Origin of the sequence: Cronobacter condimenti 1330 (genome assembly GCF_001277255.1) — a bacterium.
In the GTDB taxonomy this organism is placed as follows: Bacteria; Pseudomonadota; Gammaproteobacteria; order Enterobacterales; family Enterobacteriaceae; genus Cronobacter; species Cronobacter condimenti.
Window position 1 is genome coordinate 4,096,401 of record NZ_CP012264.1, and the last position, 20,169, is coordinate 4,116,569.

A 20,169-nucleotide genomic window follows, 5' to 3' on the forward strand; every position below is an offset into this window, starting at 1 on the left:
GGCCCGCTGCTGCGCGGCGGTCAGGCCATAAGGCGGGCGCCCTCAGGGTCAATCCTGTGACCTTCAATGCCTTGTCGGGTGGGTGGCACTGCACCCGCCGTTCCCTTCGGCTGATTACCGCCCCAGCGCGCGGGAGAGGATCTCCAGCGCTTTGCTGAACTGCGCATCCGGGATGGTTAACGGGTAAAGGAAGCGGATAACGTTGCCGTAAACGCCGCAGCTCAGCAGCAGCAGCCCCTCTTCGCGGGCGCGGGCCTGCACTTCCTGGGTAAACGACGGCGACGGTTTGCCGGTGTGCGGATCGTTAAACTCCACCGCCACCATTGAACCTTGCCCGCGCACCTCGGCGATGGCCGGGCAATGCGTACGCGCCTGGTTGAGCACCTCTTTCAGGTGCTGGCCCAGCTCGTTTGCGCGCTGGCACAAGTGTTCTTCATCGATGACATCCAGCACCGCGTGCGCGGCCGCGACAGCCAGCGGGTTGCCCGCATACGTCCCGCCAAGGCCACCCGGGGCTGGCGCGTCCATCACCTCTGCGCGACCAACAACGCCGGAGAGCGGCATTCCGCCTGCAAGGCTTTTCGCCATTGTCAGCAGGTCAGGCTTCACGCTGTAGTGCTCCATTGCGAATAGCTTGCCGGTGCGCGCAAAGCCGGTTTGCACCTCATCGGCAATCAGGAGAATGCCGTGCTCGTCACACAGCGCACGCAGCGCCTGCATAAACGCCGGCGGCGCCACGTTAAAGCCTCCTTCGCCCTGCACCGGCTCCAGCACAATCGCCGCCACCTGATCCGGTGCGATATCGGCTTTGAAAATGCGATCCAGGCTCGCCATCGCATCATCCACCGACACGCCGTGCAGCGCATTCGGGTACTGGGCATGGAAAACCGAGCCCGGGAACGGGCCGAAGCCGATTTTGTACGGCGCGACCTTGCCGGTGAGCGCCATCGTCATAAATGTGCGGCCATGGAAACCGCCGCCAAAAGTAATCAGCCCTGGGCGACGGGTATACGCGCGGGCGATTTTCACCGCGTTTTCGACGGCTTCTGCGCCGGTTGTGAAGAACGCGGTTTTCGCCGGGCCATTAATGGGCGCGCACGCATTGATGCGCTCGGCAAGCGATACATAGCTTTCGTACGGCACAATCTGGTACGCCGTGTGGGTAAAGGCGCGCAGTTGATTTTCGATAGCCTCCACGATACGCGGATGACGATGACCGGTGTTTAGCACCGCGATGCCTGCCGCAAAGTCGATAATCTCGTTGCCTTCCACGTCCCACAGGGTGGCGTTTTCGGCTTTTTCGGCATAAAAGCCGCACATCACGCCAACGCCACGTGGGGTGGCGCTCTGACGACGTTGATTCAATTCTGAATTTTTCACCCTCATTCTCCTGCTGATAAACGTCACTTTTTAGCAACAAACCTGAAACAGTGACGTTTATTTACCCAGGCTATGGCCCTATAATCGAGTACCAGTTTCGAATAAATGAGGGATCCAATTGCATTCTTTAGTGTCTGATCTCTTATTGCTTCGTCTTGGTGAACAGCGTGACGAGCGTCTGCATAAGCGGCTTTATAACGCGCTGCGCCTGACCATTCTCGACGGCAGCCTGCCTGCGCAAAGCCGCCTGCCCGCCTCGCGGGATCTTGCTCAGCAACTCGGCCTTTCACGTAACACTGTATTAACAGTTTATGAACAATTACTGGCAGAAGGATATGTGACATCGCGCGCCGGTAGCGGAACATTTGTCGCCGGAATGCTGCCAGACAGCCTGTTATCTGCGCCGCCGGTGGCTCAGGGGGAGCACGATCGCGTCTCGTCTGCGCGCTTCTCATCGCGGGGAACAACGCTGCTCGGCCAGGTCAGCGCCAGCCCGAAACAATGGGGCGCATTTATTCCCGGCGTGCCGGATGTTCACGCCTTTCCGCACCAGTTATTCAGTAAGATTCAGGCGCGGCTTAGCCGTCGTCCGACGCCGCAGCGCCTCACGTATAGCTGTCAGGGCGGCACGCCCGAGCTACAACGCGCACTGGTGGATTATTTGCGGGTGTCGCGATCGGTTCACTGCACCGCGGATCAGGTGTTGATCACCGAAGGCATTCATCAGGCCATCGATCTGGTCGCGCGCATGTTGTGCGACCGGGGTGATGTCGCATGGGTGGAGGAGCCGTCATACTGGGGCATCCGCCATGTGCTGCAAATGAACGACGTCTCTATCGTGCCGGTGCAGGTCGATAAAGCAGGCATGGTGCCGCCGACGCGCCAGGAGACGCCACCGCGGCTAATTTTCGTTACGCCATCGCACCAGTATCCGCTCGGCGCAGTGATGAGCCTGGAGCGTCGCCAGCGCCTGTTAACGCTGGCGCGCCAGACCGGCAGCTGGATTGTGGAGGACGATTACGACAGCGAGTTTCGTTTTTCCGGTCAGCCCATTCCGGCGCTACAAGGGCTGATGGCTGACCCGCCAGTGATCTACATCGGCACCTTCAGCAAGACGCTCTATCCGGGTCTGCGTATCGGTTATGTGGTGTTGCCGCAGGCGCTCGCGCAGGCGATGAAAACCGCGCACGCCGAGCTTTATCGCGGCGGTCATTCGATTATCCAGGCGGCGCTGGCGGAGTTTATCGAAGCCGGACATTACAGCGCGCATATCCGGCGCATGCGGTTGCTGTACGGTCGTCGTCGGGCGTTTCTCACGACCCTTATCACGCGTTATCTCGGCCCGCAGGCGCTGTCGGATTTTAGTGATAACGCGGGGCTGCACCTGGTGCTGAACCTGCCGGATGACGCTGACGATGTCGCTATCGCCCGGCTTGCCAATGAGCGCGACATTCTGGTGCGCCCGCTGTCGCGGTATTACCTGACGGAAAACCGGCGTCGCGGCTTGTTGATGGGGTTCGCCTGCGTGGCGGAAGAAAAAATGGAGGGCGCGTTCAAAGCGCTGCTGGCGTGTATCGAGGCGGTATACCCGACGCTTTTGCGCCGCGCATAAAGCAAAACACCCCGCTGAGGGCGGGGTGTTTTCAGACTGACGTGGCTTACGCTTCTATCGCGGCACGCAGTTTTTTCATCGCGTTTTTTTCAAGCTGACGCACGCGCTCAGCGGAAACGCCGTAGCGATCGGCCAGTTCCTGCAACGTGCTTTTGTTGTCTTCATCCAGCCAGCGCGCGCGAATGATCTGCTGGCTGCGCTCGTCGAGACCCTGCATGGCATCGGTCAGTTTGTCGGCAGCGTGCTCTTCCCAGTTATCATCTTCAATGCCATCGGCAAAGTTAGAAGACTTATCCTGAAGGTACAGCACTGGCGCCATCGGCTGGCTGTCGCCTGCGTCATCGTCAGAAGACATATCGAAAGTCATGTCCTGCGCGGCCATACGCGACTCCATCTCGCGCACGTCTTTGCTGGAAACACCCAGCTCGCGAGCGACCATTTCGACTTCGTCCTGATTAAACCAGCCCAGACGCTGCTTGGTTTTACGCAGGTTAAAGAACAGCTTACGCTGCGCTTTCGTGGTCGCGACTTTCACGATGCGCCAGTTACGCAGCACATATTCGTGAATTTCCGCTTTGATCCAGTGAACGGCGAAGGAAACCAGACGCACGCCCACTTCCGGGTTAAAGCGACGCACCGCTTTCATCAGGCCGATATTGCCTTCCTGAATCAGGTCCGCCTGCGGCAGGCCATAGCCCGCATAATTACGAGCGATATGAACAACAAAACGCAGGTGAGACAGGATCAGCTTTTTCGCTGCTTCCAGATCGCCCTGGTAATGCAGCTTTTCAGCCAGTGCCCGCTCTTCGTCTGCCGATAACATCGGCCAGGCGTTGGCCGCCCGGATATACGACTCCAGGTTACCGACCGGGGCTAAAGCTAAAGTTTGCATTTCTTTGGTCATTCAAATCCTCTCAATCGACATCGGACTGGCGTTCGTCCCCATCAGGCAACAAACGGGCCAGTATGTTTGAGCAACGAGAATATCAGCCACTCTTTTATCAGACCGTGATTTTATCCACAAGTTCCCTGTAGGCTTGTGAATAAATTACGCACAAAATGTGACATTGCTATGAAAAAGCGTGGGCAGGAGAAGCGGAAATCATCGGCACGCATCCCCTGCTGACGGGAACTCGTAGCAGGGGATGATTATAACAAATATTTTTTATTCAGGAGTAAAGTGACGTAAATGTTGCACGGTCGCAAGCCAGGCAGCAGCCCAGCCGATCATCGAGCAAACCAGCAACAACAACAGACACTCATCGAAGGATAACCCGCTGATTTCAAACGTGGTTCCGAACACCTTCGCCACGTCCGTGACGGCTGCGGATAAGCGCATCACCAAAATTTCTGACAGAATCAGTGAAAGAAATGCGCCGGTAAAACCGAGCAGCGCGCCGCCGTACAGGAACGGGCGCAGAATGAAACCATCCGTCGCGCCAATGAGTTTTTGCACGTTAATCGTGTCACGGCGAGCGAAGATGCTCAGACGCACGCTGTTGCCGATAACCAGGAACACTGCCGCAACCATCAACACGCCAATCATGGCCGCCACACGGCCTACCAGCCCGGTGAGCGCCGAAAGCCGCGCGAACCAGCTGTCATCCATGCGCACTTCATCCACGCCCTGGAGACGCGCCACACGGTCACGCAGCGTGGTCAGCGCCTCGCTGCTCTGGAAATCGAGCTTCGGCTCGACCACCACCACCGCAGGTAACGGGTTTTCTTCGAGCATATCCAGCGCGCCGCCAAAGCCTGACCAGTTGCGAAACTCGCCCAGCGCCTCGTCGCGCGACAGATAATTCACTTTCGCCACACCCGGTTCGGCCTGCAACTGCCCGACCACCTGCTGCGCGGCGTTATCATCCAGCGTTTTATCGAGATAGACCGTAATCTGCGGCGACGGATAGTACTGCGTCGCCGCCTCGCTGACGTTTTTGTAAACCATGTAGCAGACGCTTGGCAGCGTTAGCGAGATAGCAATCACCATGATGGTTAAAAACGTGGCAAGCGGTTTGCTTTTTAGATCGGCAAGCGCACCCTGCCAGGCGTAGCGCACCTGTTCGTTGATGCCGCCCTGGCGCGATTTGCCTTTGACGTTAGACCCTTTGTTTCGCTTCTGCACAGGCCGTCCTGTTTCACCGGAGGAACGCTGTTTACGGAAATTATCCAGCTTGTTGCTAAAGCGCCGAATTTCATTCAGCGCATCACGTTTATTCACTGACACGGCCTCCATGCAAATGCCCTTCGCTCAGGGTGAGCACCGGGTAACTGCGCCGTGAGATAAGCCCAGTGTCGTGCGTCGCCATCAAGACCGTCACCCCGACGCGGTTAAATTCTTCGAAGAGACGCAGAATGCCTTCCGAGAGGGCGTCATCCAGGTTGCCCGTCGGTTCATCCGCCAGCAACACAGCAGGTTTATTGACCACCGCACGGGCAATGCCCACGCGCTGCTGTTCACCGCCGGAGAGCTGAATCGGGAAGTTTTTCGCTTTGTCCAGCAGACCGACTTTATCCAGCGCCGCCGATACGCGACGGCGAATGTCTTCGCCGCTGGCGCCCGCGATGATAAGCGGGATCGCCACATTATCGTAAACGGTTCTGTCCATCAGCAGATGGTGATCCTGGAAAATCATGCCGATCTGACGACGCAGAAACGGCACTTCGCGGTTTTTCAGTCGGCTTATATCATGACCACCAAACCAGATTTTCCCGGCGCTCGGCCGTTCGATACCGCAAATCAGCTTCAGCAGCGTACTCTTACCGGCGCCGGAGTGGCCGGTAAGAAATGACATCTCGCCAGGCCGCAGGTGGAACGTCACCCCCTGCAGCGCTTGTCTCCCACCGAGATAGGCTTTGCTGACATGTTCAAAGCGAATCATGGTTAATCCTCTCGGGCAAAAAGTGCCTCAATAAAGTCGCCCGCGTTAAACGGACGCAAATCTTCAATACGTTCGCCGACACCAATGTAGCGAATCGGAATGCCAAACTGATCGGCTACCGAGAAAATCACCCCGCCTTTGGCGGTGCCGTCAAGCTTGGTGAGCGTGATCCCGGTGAGCCCTACCGCCTCGTGGAACAGCTTCGCCTGGCTTACGGCGTTCTGGCCGGTGCTGGCGTCGATGGTCAGCATCACTTCATGCGGCGCGTTCTCATCAAGCTTTTTCATCACACGGACGATTTTTTTCAGCTCTTCCATCAGATGCGATTTATTCTGCAAGCGCCCTGCGGTATCGGCAATCAGCACGTCCACGCCACGCGCTTTCGCCGCCTGGATGGCGTCAAAAATCACAGAGGCGGAATCCGCGCCGGTATGCTGCGCGATAACCGGAATGTTATTGCGCTGGCCCCACACCTGGAGCTGCTCCACCGCCGCCGCGCGGAAGGTATCGCCTGCCGCCAGCATGACGGATTTGCCCTGCTGCTCGAACTGACGCGCCAGCTTACCGATAGTGGTGGTTTTACCCACACCGTTCACGCCGACCATCAGAATAACGAAAGGCGTTTTGCCTTCCACGTTGAGCGGCTCGTCCACTTTCGCGAGGATCTCGCCCATCTCTTCTTTCAACAGGCCGTAGAGCGCTTCCGCGTCACGCAACTGCTTGCGGCTCGCGCCTTCAGTCAGGTTCGCGATAATCTTACGCGTGGTGTCCACGCCCACATCGGCAATCAGCAGCTGTTCTTCCAGCTCCTCGAAGAGATCCTCGTCGATTTTTTTGCCGCGGAACAGACTGATAAATCCGGAACCGAGATTTTCTTTAGTTTTCAGTAGGCTGCGTTTAAGGCGCGCGAAGAAACCTTCTTTGGTCGGCTTTTCCTGCTCTACCACCGGGGCGTCATCTTGAACGACGTCCGGCTCAGCTTCCAGCGCCGCTTCCGGATCGGCCGCCAGCGCCTGCGCCGTCAGTTCGTCTTCGCTGAGCGTCTCGTCTTGCGCAATGTCATCTTCAATAACCGGTTCATCTTCAATAACCGGCGCTTCTTCGACGGAGTTTTCTTCCTGAACGACCACCTCTTCCGCCGCAACGGCCTCGATAACGTCTTCTTCGACGATCGTTTCATGTGGCAGCGCTTCCGGGCGTGCGTCAACCGCCACGTCAGGCGTAAGAGAGACCGGCGTGCGGGACGCGTCCTCTTCCGGCAGCCATTCTTCGGCTTCAGCAACAGGCGGTTTTACCGCGTCCGGCAGTTCCTGCCGTTCCGGCATTGCAGGAGCGGGCGTTTCAACGATGGTCGCCTGCTGCGCCTTTTCCTCTTCTTCATGAACGATGCTTTCGCTCACCGCCACGACGTCGTCGGCAAACTTTTCAGAGTCCTCTTGCGAGGGCGTCGTCTCTTCAGCCTGTGGCTGCGCCGCCTGCGTCTGCGAGTCAGGCTCAACGCGTTCTTCTGTCGCCGCGGGTTGTTCTGTTACTTTTTGTTGTTCGGCTTCAGTTTCTGCCTGCTCTTTCTGGCCAAAACCGAGCCAGGAAAAAAAGCCACGTTTCTTCTCTTTTGCCATTGGCGAATGCACTCCTCGCGGTTAATACATGGCGCAGTCCCGTCGTCTGGCTCAGGGTACTGAAAAAAATTGCGAATGAATAAGTTAGTCTACCACTTTCCCGCCGGGGCGGCATACCGCCGCACGGAGGTTTCGCCCGCCCGTTTGCGCCGCTAGAATAGCAGCCCAGACTGAAAAGCGTGTGAGCATAATGAAGAAACCAACCTCCTCGGGTAGCGGCCAGATCCGCATTATTGGCGGACAGTGGCGCGGCAGAAAGCTGCCGGTGCCCGACAGCCCCGGCCTGCGCCCCACCACCGACCGTGTGCGCGAAACCCTATTTAACTGGCTGGCACCTTATATGGTCGGCGCACGTTGCCTGGATTGCTTTGCCGGTAGCGGCGCGCTGGGCCTGGAGGCGCTCTCCCGCTACGCCGCTGGCGCGACGTTACTGGAGATGGAACGCGGCGTCGCGCAGCAGCTTCAGAAAAACCTTGCTACGCTCAAATCCAGCGCTGCAAAGGTAGTAAACACTAACACACTCAACTACCTGAACCAGAACGGCGAACCACACGACATCGTGTTTGTCGACCCGCCGTTTCGCAAAGGGCTGCTGGAAGAAACACTACACTTGCTGGAAACGCGCGGCTGGCTGGCACCGCAGGCGTTGATTTACGTTGAAAGCGAAGTTGAAAACGGCCTGCCGCCAGTACCCGATCACTGGCAGCTACACCGGGAAAAAGTCGCAGGTCAGGTGGCGTATCGCCTTTATCTGCGCGAATCACAAGGAGAGCAAAATGCTGATTAATCTGGGCCGTTTACTGATGCTGGGCGTGTGGGGGTTTCTGGTGTTAAACCTGATCCAGCCGTTTCCGCGCCCGCTGAATATTTTCGTTAATGTGGCGCTATTTTTCATGATAATCATGCATATTCTGCAATTATCACTGTTACGCGCAACGCAACCGAAAGAAGCGCCACCGTTAAGCCGTGTTCAACAGGCCCGCATTTTTATCTTCGGCGTGTTTGAAATGATTGCCTGGCAGAAAAAGCAGAAGAAGCCTCGCTAACGCCAGCGCAAACACAGGGCGGGTAAGCGAAGCGCGCCCGCCTTGCCGCGCTACCGCACAGGCGCAGGCACAAATTCCAGAAACCGCGTGCCCTGAAACACCAGTTGCCCCTCGTCGCCAACCGTCAACTGGTGGTAATGAGCCTCATCCAGCCGAAACCGCATTGGCGCACCACCTTCCTGTGGGCGAAAGGTCGCCTCATACCGCACGGTTTGCGCAGGCGGCGCTACCTGTTGTTGACGCGAACGCCGCTCGTTTAACGGTTTTTCCCGCTTGCTGGCTACCACCACACTTTTCTGCGTAACCGGGGCAGCGTCATTTTCTGTTTTCTCACGCCGCTGTTGTACAAACCGAAAAGAGGCGGCCGCGACGATTAACGCGATGATAATGATGAAAAAAAGCGGTGGCTTACTCATGATGGATTCCGGCGGCTCAGGTCTTTTTAAGAATACCCCGCAGCGCCAGGCGTTGTCATCCCGCGCCTCTGACCACTAGACTGAACAGAAGGGCCGTGCGCCTTATGCGTACGTTACAATAACTGAATCAGGGACTTATCATGCTTTGGTCGTTTATTGCTGTCTTTTTATCCGGTTGGCTGTATGTCGATGCGTCTTACCGCGGCGCGACCTGGCAACGCTGGGTGTTTAAACCGTTAACGCTGCTGTTGCTGCTGCTGCTGGGCTGGCAGGCCCCGCTCGCAAGCCCGACGGGCTACCTGGTGCTGGCAGGCCTGGTGGCGACCCTCGCAGGCGACGCGCTGACGCTACTGCCGCGCCAGCAGTTGCTCTATGCTTTCGGCGCGTTCTTCCTGTCGCATCTGCTTTACACCGTCTGGTTTGCAAGCCAGATGACACTGTCGTTTTTCTGGCCGCTGCCGCTGGTGCTGCTGGTCATTGGCGTGGCGCTTATCGCGACTATCTGGACCCGTCTTGGTGACCTGCGCTGGCCCATCTGCACCTATATCGGCATGACGCTGGTCATGGTCTGGCTCGCAGGCGAGCTCTATTTCTTCCGCCCGACCGACACCAGTTTCTCAGGCTTCGTGGGTGCCGTGCTGCTGCTGTTGAACGCCATCGTCTGGCTCGGCAGCCACTACCGTAAGCGCTTTACTGCAGACAGCGCTATTGCTGCCGCCTGCTATTTTGCGGGCCACTTTATGATTGTCCGCTCGCTGTACCTGTAAAACCGGGGCGGTGAAATGCCGCCCATAATTCCCTTGACTCTGGAGTCGACTCCAGAGTGTAAGCTCCGGTAATGAGAAAATTATCATTGCCGGAGGCGCCATGAGCCAACCTTCTGAAAAACCCCGCGCGACCCCGCAGTTCGCCAGAATGACGCTGACGCCTGCCCCGCGAAAAGACATTGCCAGTGAACCGTCCTGCTGCACCGACGGCGCCTGCGCCACACCGCCGCCCGTCACAGAAACCCAGGGCGCGCTGAGCTGGCAGGTAGCGGGCATGGACTGCGCCGCCTGCGCCCGAAAAGTAGAAAACGCGGTGCGTCAGGTGCCAGAAGTGCGCCACGTGCAGGTGCTGTTCGCGACCGAAAAACTGGTCGTCGACGCGCCGGTTTCGCAACGCGAAGCCATTGAGGCCGCGGTGCGCGGTGCCGGTTATACGCTTCGCGACGCTCACGCCGCGGCGCCAGAGCCCACGTCAGGCTGGCGTGAAAATCTGCCGATTATCGTCATCGCGGTTTTGATGGCGCTGAGCTGGGCGCTGGAGCAGGCGCACCCGGTTGCGGGCCGCGTGGCGTTTATCGTCACGACGCTGGTCGGGCTGTTTCCGGTCGTCCGTCAGGCATGGCGGCTGACCCGCAGCGGCAACCCGTTCGCGATTGAAACACTAATGAGCGTGGCCGCGACCGGCGCGCTGATCATTGGGGCCAGTGAAGAAGCCGCGATGGTGCTGTTGCTTTATTTAATCGGCGAGCGTCTCGAAGGCTGGGCGGCGAACCGCGCACGCAGCGGCGTGAGCGCGCTGGTGGCGCTACGCCCCGAAACCGCGGTGCGCCTGCGTAGCGGCGCGCGGGAAACTGTCGCCATTAGCACGCTGCAACCCGGTGATGTGATTGAAGTGGCCGCAGGCGGGCGGCTCCCGGCAGACGGTAAACTGCTCGCCGCGACCGCCAGTTTTGATGAGAGCGCGCTGACGGGCGAATCGCTGCCTGTTGAACATCAGCCTGGCGATAAAATCCCGGCGGGCGCCACCAGCGTTGATCGTCTGGTCTCGCTGGAAGTGACGTCGCGTCCCGGCGAAAGCGCCATTGACCGTATTCTGCATCTGATTGAAGAGGCTGAGGCGAAGCGCGCGCCAATTGAGCGCTTTATCGATCGCTTCAGCCGCCTGTATACCCCGGCCATTATGGCGGCAGCGCTCCTGACCGCGCTTATCCCACCGCTGCTGTTTGCTGCACCCTGGCTGCCGTGGGTTTACAAAGCGCTGGCGTTGCTGCTGATTGGCTGCCCTTGCGCGCTGGTGATTTCGACGCCCGCAGCGATTACCTCAGGCCTTGCCGCCGCCACGCGTTTTGGCGCGCTTATCAAAGGCGGCGCGGCGCTGGAAGCGCTCGGGCGCGTCGAACAGATCGCCTTCGATAAAACCGGGACGCTGACCGCCGGTACGCCGCAGGTGACGGCAGTCGACCCGGTCGATGGGCTGGAAGCCGAGGCGCTGCTGGCATTCGCCGCGGCCGTTGAGCAGGGCAGCACGCATCCGCTGGCACAGGCCGTGATGCGGGAGGCGCGTGAACGCGGCGTGGCGAGTCTTAAGGCCGAGGCGCAACGCACGCTGGCAGGCGCAGGTGTCGAGGCGCAGGTACAGGGCCGGCTGCTGCGCATCAGCGCGCCGGATAAAGTATCGATTGACCTACCGGAAACGTGGCAACAGCGCATCCGCGAGCAAGAGGCACAGGGGCAGACGGTCATTGTGGTGACCGCAAGCGATCAGCTTCTCGGCACCCTGGCGCTGCGCGATACACAGCGTGCCGACGCGCGCGACGCGGTGGAAAAATTACGCGCCCTCGGCATTCAAAGCATCATGCTGACCGGCGATAACCCGCGCGCGGCAGCGGCTATCGCAAAAGAGCTTGGCATGGATTATCGCGCCGGGCTACTACCTGCCGATAAAGTCGAGGCAGTGAATGCGCTCAATGCGCGCGCGCCGCTGGCGATTGTGGGTGATGGCATCAATGACGCCCCGGCAATGAAAGCCGCGACGATAGGCATTGCGATGGGCAGCGGCACCGACGTGGCGCTGGAAGCCGCCGACGCAGCGCTGACGCATAACCGTCTTATGGCGCTGCCCGGAATGATCGCACTTGCCCGCGCCACGCATCGCAACATTCGCCAGAACATTGCCATCGCGCTCGGGTTGAAAGCGATTTTCCTTGTGACGACGCTCCTTGGGCTGACCGGCCTGTGGCTGGCCGTACTGGCTGACACGGGTGCCACGGTGCTGGTGACCGCCAATGCGTTAAGGCTGTTGCGTCAACGCGGCTGACAGCGGAACACGGTGGGTGGCGTTGCGCTTACCCACCGGACTAAACCCATCGAGAGTATCCGTTGAGCGGGTAAGGCAGCCTTACCCGCTCACTCTTACATCATCCCCAGCACGCGCGGCAACCAGAGCGAAATCGCCGGAATATAGGTCACTATCAACAGCACAATCACCAGCACGCTATAAAACGGCAGCATGGCGCGCACCACGCTTTCGATATTCTGCTTGCTCACTGCGCTTGCGACAAACAGCACCGAACCCACCGGCGGCGTAATCAGCCCGATCCCGAGGTTCACCATCATGATCATCCCGAAATGCACGGGATCGATGCCAAGCTGGTTGGTCACCGGCAGCAGTACCGGCGTCAGGATCAAAATGATCGGCGCCATGTCCATCAGCGTGCCGATAATCAGCAGCATGATATTGAGATAAATCAGAATGACGTATTTGTTATCCGAAAGCGTCGTGAAGAACTCGGTGATGCGCGTCGGCAACTGCATGTAAGTCATCACCGCGCCGAATGCTGCCGCAAAGCCGATGAGGATCATCACAATCGTTACCGTTTTCACGGTGCGGAACATCAGCTTCGGCAGCTCGTTCCATTTGTAATCACGATAGATAAACATCGTCACGAAGAACGCCCACAGGCACGCCACCGCAGCGGATTCCGTGGCGGTGAATACGCCGGTCAGAATACCGCCCAGGATAATGACTACCGTCATCAGCCCCCACAGCGCATCGACAAAAATCTTCACCGCCTGCTTAAACGGGATGCGCTCACCCTTTGGATAGCCGCGACGCCGCGCAAAAACAATGCAAAGCGTCATCAGGCTTAGCCCCAGCAGCAGCCCAGGTAAGACGCCTGCGACAAACAGCGTGGCTATCGACACCGTCCCCCCCGCCGCCAGCGAGTAGATGACCGAGTTATGGCTGGGCGGGATAAGGATCGCCTGCACCGAACCGCTTGCCGTCACCGCCGCCGCGTATTCGCGCGGGTAGCCCTTCTTTTCCATCTCCGGGATCATCACGCTGCCGATAGAGGCGGTATCCGCCACCGATGAGCCGGAAATCGCGCCGAAAAACGTCGAGGCGACGATATTCACCAGCGACAGCCCGCCGCGAATAAAGCCCACAAACAGATAGGCGAAGTTCACCAGCCGTCGGGCGATGCCGCCTTCGGCCATAATCGCGCCCGCCAGGATAAAAAACGGGATCGCCAGCAGCGTAAATTTATTCACGCCGCTGGTTATCTGGATCATTAACGCCTCCAGCGGCAGGTCAATCCAGAGCGCGCCGACAACGGCGCTCAGGCCCACCGCAAACGCGACCGGCATCCCCAGCGCCAGCAAAACCGCCAGCGTGGCAAGTAAAATAAAAGCGTCCATGGTGTTCCCCGTCAGCTATGGTTGCCAATCAGCACTACCGGACGGTTCTCCTGAGAACCAAACAGCAGCCGTTCAATCACGAACAGAATCATTACCGCCGAGCCGATGGGCAGCGGCAGATAGGTTTCTCCAGAGGTCATTACCGGGAATTCCGCGACGGGCTGCTCCCACAGCTCCATGCATAGCAGAGCGCTGTAGTAAAACATCACCAGCGAAATCAACAGCATCAGCAGATCAACAATGCGCGCGCAAACGCGTTGTGCGAAGGCAGGCAGGCGATCGGTAAGCATATTTACCGCGATGTGCGAGCCTGCGCGGTAGCCCACCGCCGCCCCGATGAAAGTAAACGTCACCATGCAGATAATCGCGACCGGCTCAGGCCAGGATTCACCACGGTTGAGCACATAGCGTGAGAAAATGCCAATGGGGATCACGGTCGTCATAATCAGCAACGCAAACCCGGCCACCATCATGGAGAGCAGGTACAGGCGATCCATCCAGACCACAAAGAATCGGGACATAAACACTCCGCAGAGGATAAGGCGCCGGGACAAGCCCGGCGCGAGGGATCATTTGACGTCAGCGATCGCTTTCATCAGTTCCTGATGTTTCGCGCCGTACTGCTCGCGCACCGGTTCCGTGGCTTTGACGAAATAGGCTTTATCAATCTCATGGAACTGCACGCCGCCGGCTTTCATTTTGTCCAGCGCCTGCTTGTTATAGGCGTTCCAGAGTTCGCGTTGTTCCATCTGCGCTTCGTGGGCAAGCGTCAGGATTTTCTGCTGTTGTTCAGGTTTGAGTTTGTCCCACTTCACTTTCGAGTAAAGGAGCATTTCGGGGATGATAAAGTGGCCGCTCAGGGTGTAGTTTTTCGCAACCGGCATGTAGTTATGGGCGATATAGGTCGGCGGGTTGTTTTCCGCGCCGTCAATCACACCCGTTTGCAGACCGCTGTAGACCTCGCTCACGCCCATCGCAACCGCGTTCGCGCCCATGGCTTTTAGCGTCCCGATCGCGACAGGACTGCCCTGCACGCGGATTTTCATACCCTGTAAATCTTCTGGCTTAATGACGGGATTTTTAGTGATTAAGTTGCGGGTGCCGGAATCCATCCAGCCTAAAAAGACCAGCCGTGATTTCGGGTTTTTGGTGAGGTTATCGCCAATCTGTTTACCGATATCGCCATCAATGACCTTGTGCATATGGTCTTCATCGCGAAAGACATACGGCAGCGTAAAGACCTCAATCTCCGGCAAAATGGCCGCGACGGGTGCCATTGAGACGCGAATGATATCGATAGCGCCCATCTGCGCCTGCTCGATCATCTGCTTCTCATCGCCCAGCACGCCGCCCGGAAACACTTTGATTTCCAGGTCGCCATTGGTTTGTTGTTTTAGCTTTTCACCCATGTTTTGCACGGCGACGACGTTCGGATATCCCTGGGGGTGAACATCAGCCGCTTTAATCACTTGCGCGTGAAGAGCGGGCGCAAACAGCAGTGACGCGGTGGACAGGCAAAAACCGGCAAGCGCCGGCATAAATCGCTTTTTCATCGGGTCGCTCCAGAAGGTATAGACAGGCTAGTTATAAAACGGTGTTTTGATTTGACGGTTATAAATTAGCCGACGCCTTGCCATGCCGGGGTGAAGCGCCTCACAAAAGCAACAACTCTGAAACGAAGGTTTAAAAAGAATGTGACGCAGGTTCAGAAAGCTGCGTTGTGGCGCGCTGCCGCCATGCCACTTTTATAAATCGTTAAGCGATGACAGCGACGATTGGCTGTTCTGGCATGTCAACGCGGTGAGCGAAGAAGATAACGCATCTCACAGCCTGCTCAGGCTAACAAACCGTTGAAATGAGATGCGAAACGAGGCGAGGAAAAGGGCAAAGACGAAACGCGGTGGCAGGATTCGGTGGTCGTCTGAGGTACGATACCTTTATCCCTTACGCAGCAAGTAGCGATACGGCACCGTGTCGGTGTGCGAGGCCACAAGTTCATGCTCCATAAACCGGCAGAAGCCAGGAATATCGCGCGTGGTCGCCGGATCGTCGGCCACGATCAAAAGCGTTTCGCCAGACTGCATATGGCGCACGGTTTTACGCACCATCATCACTGGCTCAGGGCAGCGCAGCCCGAGGGCGTCAAGGGTGTGGTCTGGGTTGGCGAACAGATCGGTCATGCTTTTCTCGGTGTAGTAAAAAAACCGCCTTAGTTTACCCCCCGATTTGCACGACGCAACTTATGTGAACGATTGCGTTAAAATTAACCATTGCATTGACGAAACAAAGCAGTATCATGCGGCGGCTTTTGCGCAAACGCGCTGCGTCTGCCTTAGCATGAAGATGAACTGGGTTCCCTCACCCCAACTAACAAAAAGGTCACATTATGACGCCCTTTACTTCTGGTCAGCGCCGCCATGCGCTCGTCTGGCTTTCGTTGTTTCATTTGCTGGTGATCACCTCCAGCAACTATCTGGTCCAGCTGCCGGTCTCCATTTTTGGTTTTCACACCACGTGGGGCGCGTTTAGCTTTCCGTTTATTTTCCTCGCCACCGATCTGACTGTGCGTATTTTCGGCGCGCCACTGGCCCGACGGATTATTTTCGCCGTGATGGTGCCTGCGCTGCTGGTCTCCTACGTCATTTCCTCGCTGTTTTACATGGGCAGCTGGCAAGGGGCCGGCGCGCTGACGCATTTCAACCTCTTTGTCGCGCGCATCGCGACCGCGAGCTTTATGGCGTATGCGCTGGGGCAAATTCTCGACGTGCATGTGTTTAATCGTCTGCGTCAGAGCCCGCGCTGGTGGCTCGCGCCCGGCGCGTCGCTGCTGCTCGGTAACGTCAGCGATACGCTGTCATTTTTCTTTATCGCATTCTGGCGTAGCCCGGATCCGTTCATGGCTGAACACTGGATGGAAATCGCGATGGTGGACTACGCCTTCAAGGTGCTCATCAGCCTTATTTTCTTCCTGCCGATGTACGGCGTGCTGCTGAATATGCTGTTGAAAAAGCTGGCGGATAAATCCGATTTCCGCGTGCTGCAGCGCGGGTAAAGGTACACCGAATTTCTTGTGTTAAGATGCAGGGATGGGTCGTGATGACCGTTTCTTGTAAAGGAAGAAGTGAATGCGCAATCTGGTGAAATATGTCGGTATTGGCCTGCTGGTAATGGGGCTTGCCGCCTGCGACAACAAAGAAAGCAACGCGCCAGCCAGCGGCGGCGCCTCACAGAGCGAAGCCGCCGGTCAGCCGGTCAGCCTGCTGGACGGTAAACTGAGCTTCTCTCTGCCCGCCGATATGACCGATCAGAGCGGCAAAGTGGGAACACAAGCGAACAACATGCACGTCTATTCTGACGCCACTGGCCAGAAAGCGGTTATCGTGATTGTTGGCCAGAAAAGCCAGGAGTCGCTGGACGTACTGGCGAAGCGTCTTGAAGATCAGCAGCGCGCCCGTGACCCGCAGCTACAGGTTGTTACCAACAAAACTATTGAAATCAAAGGCCAGAAGATGCAACAGCTCGACACCATCATCTCTGCGAAAGGCCAGACGGCTTACTCCTCTGTGGTGCTCGGCAATGTTGATGATCAGCTGCTGACAATGCAAATCACGCTGCCGGCGGATAACCAGCAGCAGGCGCAAAGCACCGCAGAAAACATCATTAACACGATTGTTGTGAAGTAATCTGCGCGCAAAGCGTGACGCCGCTACGGCCTCCCCTTTACGGGGCGGGCCGTTTTTTTAACTGCACGCTCAGCAAAATGGCAAGCATCACCAGCCCCGCCGCCGCGAGGTAAATCGCCGGCACGCCCGCCCAGGCCATCAGCACGCCCGCCGCCGGTCCGGTTATCCCGAGCGATAAATCCATAAACAAGGTATAGGTGGCGAGCGCCGCGCCCTGATTACTCTGCGGTACGGCTTTCACGGCCACCACGCCAAGCGCCGGGAACACCAGCGAAAAGCCTGCGCCCGCGAGGAACGTCCCCGCTTTCGCCATCCACGGATCGACCGCCAGCCCAACCATCAACAGCCCAATCGTTTCCACCACGCCGCAGATAAGCGTCACGTTAATACCGCCCAGCCGGTTAATCGCATTCGGAAACAAAAGCCGCGTGCCGACGAACGCGCCGCTAAAAAGCGTGAGTGCGAAGGCTGCGCCGTCCCAGCCTTTCGCCTGATAGAAGAGCGTAATAAACGTGGCAATAACACCAAAACCGGAGGTGGTGAGCGCCAGCGCCATCCCGAACGGCCAGACTTTACCCAGTACCGCACGAAACGGCAGCGGCTTGCCTTTACTGGCTTTCACCGCCGGACGCGGCAGCGCTAACACAATGCCAAGCAGCGCGACGCCCATAATGACGCCAGCCACCAGCGGCAACCCGCCCAGCCGGTAGAACAACGCGCCGAGCGGCGCCCCAACGGCCATCGCACCGTAAGTGACGACGCCGTTCCAGGAGATAACTTTACCGATATGCGCCGAACCGACCACGCCAACGCCCCAGAGCGTCGAACCGGTGCCTGCGCAGCTCTGGCCAAAGCCCAGCACCACGCGTCCCAGACACAACAGCGCCAGCGACACCAGCGGCCAGCCGCCGCCCCACCACGCCAGAAAGTAACTCGCGCCGCTCAGCAGGCAGCCAAACATCCCGACAATAACGACCGTTTTAGGGCCCCACACATCGGCGTAACGCCCGGCATGAGGACGACTTATCAGTGTGGCGATGTATTGCAGGCTAATAACCAACCCTGCCCAGAAGGGGCTAAACCCCATCACATCATGGACATAGCCTGGCAGCACGGCCAGCGGCAGGCCAATGGTCAGAAAGGTGGCGAAGTTAAAGATAACGATGGAGACGATTTTCAAATTCAGCCGTAAGCCGCTTAATGCGGGTTCGGCGCAGACATCCGGCATGACATTTCACTTTTTCAGCAACAGCGGTAGCGTCAGTATAAACCTGAAATTTCCTTCGACGAAAACCCCTGGCTTTCAGACTACCTCTCTGCAATGCAATGCCGGTTGCGCACTACACTAAGAAAGCCCTCATAAAAGGAATTGGCTATGATTGGTCCACAACGTCCTAAACAACAAGAAAAAGTCGGCCTGCACATGCTGCAAAAGCTGGCGGCGCTGGTGATTATTCTCGCCGGGATCCACGCCTCCGCTGAGATGATTGTGCCGCTGCTGCTGGCGCTGTTTTTCGCTATCGTCCTCAATCCGCTGGTCACCTGGTTTATGCGCCGGGGTTTTCGTCGTCCGCTCGCCATCACTATTGTCGTATTTGTGATGCTGATTGGCCTGACGCTACTGCTTGGCGTCCTGGCCGCGTCGTTTAATGAATTCATCGCGTTAATGCCCAAATACAATAAGGAACTGACGCGAAAGGTGCTGTATTTGCAAGAAATGGTGCCGTTTATGCACCTGCATTTGTCACCGGAGCGCATGTTGCAGCGTATGGACTCCGACAAAATGATGACCTTTGCCACCACGCTCATGACGCAGCTTTCCGGCGCGATGGCGAGCATTGTGCTGCTGGTGATGACGGTTGTTTTCATGCTTTTTGAAGTGCGCCATGTGCCCTATAAGCTGCGTTTCGCGCTCTCAAATCCGCAGTTGCATATCGCCGGGCTGCACCGCGCGTTAAAAGGCGTCAGCCACTATCTGGCGCTCAAAACGCTCATCAGTCTCTGGACGGGCGTGATTATCTGGCTCGGCCTGACGCTGCTCGACATCCAGTTTGCGCTCATGTGGGGCGTGCTTGGTTTCCTGTTGAATTACATTCCCAATATCGGCGCGGTGCTTTCCGCCATTCCGCCCATGATTCAGGCGCTACTGTTCAACGGGGTTTATGAGGTGTGCATGGTGGGCCTGTTGTTCCTGCTCGTGCACATGATCCTCGGGAATATTGTCGAACCGCGCATGATGGGCCATCGCCTCGGCATGTCCACTATGGTGGTCTTCCTCTCGCTGCTGTTCTGGGGATGGCTGCTGGGGCCGGTGGGCATGTTGCTCTCGGTGCCGCTGACCAGCGTCTGTAAGATCTGGATGGAAACCACCCACGGCGGCAGCAAAATCGCTGTCCTGCTCGGCCCCGGCCGTCCAAAAACCCGGTTGCCTGGGTAGCGCTCTTACACCACACGGCGCGCGGCGAGATAACGGGCGCGCCAGTAGCGGTTGCTCAGGCTGGAAATGGTCACGCCTTTTTCTTTCGAGGCGTGGATAAACTGGTCGTCACCGATGTAAACGCCCACATGGCGCTGACGCGGGCCGGTGTTGAAAAAGACTAAGTCGCCCGGCTGCAGCGCCGCTTTTCGTACCGCTTTGCCTTCCTGTAGCTGCTCGCCAGTCGTGCGCGGCAGCGCGACGCTCGCCGATTCGGCAAACAAATGCTGCATTAACGCTGAACAATCGACGCCGCGATGCGTCGTACCGCCCAGATGGTAGCGGGTACCTTTCCAGCCCGCGTAGCGGTTCAGCAGCGTGCGTTTTATCCATGGCCGCCGCGACGGGTGGATGAGGCGGTGTGCAACCGGCGCACTGGCATCCGGGGAATGCCGAAGCGGCGGCAGTGCCGCGCTAAACGCCTGCGTGGAGAGCAAAAAGGTCAAATAAAACATCATCAGTAAAAAACGCATCACAATCACTATCGTTGGGTGTAGCCACGCCTTACCTGGCCTGAAGTGTGTTCCATCGAGGCTTCATCGTACGGGGCGACACGTTAACGACTGGCGATAAACCAGGGTATCAACTC

The 20,169-nt window shown here is 57.8% G+C and carries 20 protein-coding genes; 8 read left to right on the plus strand and 12 right to left on the minus strand.

Annotated elements, in window-relative coordinates; translation table 11 throughout:
- Nucleotides 1-114: 114 nt before the first annotated feature.
- Nucleotides 115-1,380, minus strand: coding sequence for a 4-aminobutyrate--2-oxoglutarate transaminase (locus tag AFK62_RS18845; RefSeq protein WP_007679213.1), 1,266 nt, complete (start codon nucleotides 1,378-1,380; stop codon nucleotides 115-117).
- Between the two features lie 118 nt (nucleotides 1,381-1,498).
- Here AFK62_RS18845 and pdxR point away from each other — a divergent pair, with 118 nt between their 5' ends.
- Nucleotides 1,499-2,992, plus strand: coding sequence for a MocR-like pyridoxine biosynthesis transcription factor PdxR (gene pdxR, locus AFK62_RS18850; protein ID WP_007679216.1), 1,494 nt, complete (start codon nucleotides 1,499-1,501; stop codon nucleotides 2,990-2,992).
- 46 nt (nucleotides 2,993-3,038) lie between these two features.
- On the opposite strand, the gene rpoH is transcribed toward pdxR, so the two are convergent.
- The 4 genes from rpoH to ftsY all read right to left on the minus strand — a co-directional run bounded on the left by rpoH (nucleotide 3,039) and on the right by ftsY (nucleotide 7,493).
- Nucleotides 3,039-3,896 carry an RNA polymerase sigma factor RpoH gene (rpoH, locus tag AFK62_RS18855; protein WP_007679219.1) on the minus strand — a complete coding sequence of 286 codons (858 nt, stop codon included), beginning with the start codon at nucleotides 3,894-3,896 and terminating at the stop codon, nucleotides 3,039-3,041.
- Between the two features lie 261 nt (nucleotides 3,897-4,157).
- A complete protein-coding gene (gene ftsX / locus AFK62_RS18860; RefSeq protein ID WP_226991944.1) occupies nucleotides 4,158-5,213 on the minus strand; it encodes a permease-like cell division protein FtsX in 1,056 nt (351 codons plus the stop codon).
- Complete coding sequence (gene ftsE / locus AFK62_RS18865; protein ID WP_007679223.1) at nucleotides 5,206-5,874, minus strand: cell division ATP-binding protein FtsE; 669 nt, start codon at nucleotides 5,872-5,874, stop codon at nucleotides 5,206-5,208. Before ftsE ends, ftsX begins: the two co-directional genes overlap by 8 nt.
- 2 nt (nucleotides 5,875-5,876) lie before the next feature.
- Entirely contained in the window at nucleotides 5,877-7,493 is a 1,617-nt protein-coding gene (gene ftsY / locus AFK62_RS18870) for a signal recognition particle-docking protein FtsY (protein ID WP_053532081.1), read from the minus strand.
- A 190-nt stretch (nucleotides 7,494-7,683) separates the two neighbouring features.
- Here ftsY and rsmD point away from each other — a divergent pair, with 190 nt between their 5' ends.
- Both rsmD and AFK62_RS18880 read left to right on the plus strand, forming a co-directional pair.
- On the plus strand, nucleotides 7,684-8,280 hold the full coding sequence (rsmD, locus tag AFK62_RS18875; protein ID WP_007679229.1) for a 16S rRNA (guanine(966)-N(2))-methyltransferase: 597 nt from the start codon (nucleotides 7,684-7,686) through the stop codon (nucleotides 8,278-8,280).
- Entirely contained in the window at nucleotides 8,270-8,539 is a 270-nt protein-coding gene (locus AFK62_RS18880) for a DUF1145 family protein (protein WP_007679231.1), read from the plus strand. The genes rsmD and AFK62_RS18880 overlap by 11 nt, the downstream gene beginning before the upstream one ends.
- Before the next feature lie 50 nt (nucleotides 8,540-8,589).
- Here the strand turns inward: AFK62_RS18880 and AFK62_RS18885 are convergent, their stop codons facing one another.
- Nucleotides 8,590-8,955, minus strand: a complete 366-nt coding sequence (locus AFK62_RS18885; RefSeq protein ID WP_007679233.1) for a DUF2500 domain-containing protein — start codon at nucleotides 8,953-8,955, stop codon at nucleotides 8,590-8,592.
- Nucleotides 8,956-9,095: 140 nt separating this feature from the next.
- On the opposite strand from AFK62_RS18885, the gene AFK62_RS18890 reads away from it, so the two are divergent.
- Both AFK62_RS18890 and zntA read left to right on the plus strand, forming a co-directional pair.
- Entirely contained in the window at nucleotides 9,096-9,722 is a 627-nt protein-coding gene (locus tag AFK62_RS18890) for a lysoplasmalogenase (protein WP_007679238.1), read from the plus strand.
- A gap of 100 nt (nucleotides 9,723-9,822) precedes the next feature.
- Nucleotides 9,823-12,039 carry a Zn(II)/Cd(II)/Pb(II) translocating P-type ATPase ZntA gene (gene zntA / locus AFK62_RS18895; RefSeq protein WP_053532082.1) on the plus strand — a complete coding sequence of 739 codons (2,217 nt, stop codon included), beginning with the start codon at nucleotides 9,823-9,825 and terminating at the stop codon, nucleotides 12,037-12,039.
- Nucleotides 12,040-12,134: 95 nt separating this feature from the next.
- Here zntA and AFK62_RS18900 read toward each other — a convergent pair whose 3' ends face one another.
- From AFK62_RS18900 to tusA, 4 genes are all read right to left on the minus strand, one after another.
- Complete coding sequence (locus tag AFK62_RS18900; protein ID WP_007679242.1) at nucleotides 12,135-13,421, minus strand: TRAP transporter large permease; 1,287 nt, start codon at nucleotides 13,419-13,421, stop codon at nucleotides 12,135-12,137.
- A gap of 11 nt (nucleotides 13,422-13,432) precedes the next feature.
- Nucleotides 13,433-13,942 carry a TRAP transporter small permease gene (locus tag AFK62_RS18905; RefSeq protein WP_007679244.1) on the minus strand — a complete coding sequence of 170 codons (510 nt, stop codon included), beginning with the start codon at nucleotides 13,940-13,942 and terminating at the stop codon, nucleotides 13,433-13,435.
- Nucleotides 13,943-13,990: 48 nt separating this feature from the next.
- Complete coding sequence (locus tag AFK62_RS18910; protein WP_007679246.1) at nucleotides 13,991-14,974, minus strand: TRAP transporter substrate-binding protein; 984 nt, start codon at nucleotides 14,972-14,974, stop codon at nucleotides 13,991-13,993.
- 384 nt (nucleotides 14,975-15,358) lie between these two features.
- Nucleotides 15,359-15,601 (minus strand): sulfurtransferase TusA, encoded by a 243-nt coding sequence (gene tusA, locus AFK62_RS18915; RefSeq protein ID WP_007679247.1) that lies wholly within the window; start codon nucleotides 15,599-15,601, stop codon nucleotides 15,359-15,361.
- Nucleotides 15,602-15,807: 206 nt separating this feature from the next.
- On the opposite strand from tusA, the gene AFK62_RS18920 reads away from it, so the two are divergent.
- Nucleotides 15,808-16,473 (plus strand): 7-cyano-7-deazaguanine/7-aminomethyl-7-deazaguanine transporter, encoded by a 666-nt coding sequence (locus AFK62_RS18920; protein WP_007679248.1) that lies wholly within the window; start codon nucleotides 15,808-15,810, stop codon nucleotides 16,471-16,473.
- Nucleotides 16,474-16,546: 73 nt separating this feature from the next.
- Nucleotides 16,547-17,104, plus strand: a complete 558-nt coding sequence (locus AFK62_RS18925; protein ID WP_007679249.1) for a DcrB family lipoprotein — start codon at nucleotides 16,547-16,549, stop codon at nucleotides 17,102-17,104.
- 37 nt (nucleotides 17,105-17,141) lie between these two features.
- Here the strand turns inward: AFK62_RS18925 and AFK62_RS18930 are convergent, their stop codons facing one another.
- Nucleotides 17,142-18,332, minus strand: a complete 1,191-nt coding sequence (locus AFK62_RS18930) for an MFS transporter (protein ID WP_007679250.1) — start codon at nucleotides 18,330-18,332, stop codon at nucleotides 17,142-17,144.
- Nucleotides 18,333-18,479: 147 nt separating this feature from the next.
- Between AFK62_RS18930 and AFK62_RS18935 the strand changes: the two genes are divergently transcribed.
- Entirely contained in the window at nucleotides 18,480-19,541 is a 1,062-nt protein-coding gene (locus AFK62_RS18935) for an AI-2E family transporter (RefSeq protein ID WP_007679252.1), read from the plus strand.
- A 5-nt stretch (nucleotides 19,542-19,546) separates the two neighbouring features.
- Here the strand turns inward: AFK62_RS18935 and AFK62_RS18940 are convergent, their stop codons facing one another.
- The gene (locus tag AFK62_RS18940) at nucleotides 19,547-20,053 is read right to left on the minus strand and encodes an NlpC/P60 family protein (protein WP_007679254.1); all 507 of its coding nucleotides are present in this window, start codon (nucleotides 20,051-20,053) and stop codon (nucleotides 19,547-19,549) included.
- Nucleotides 20,054-20,169: the final 116 nt, after the last annotated feature.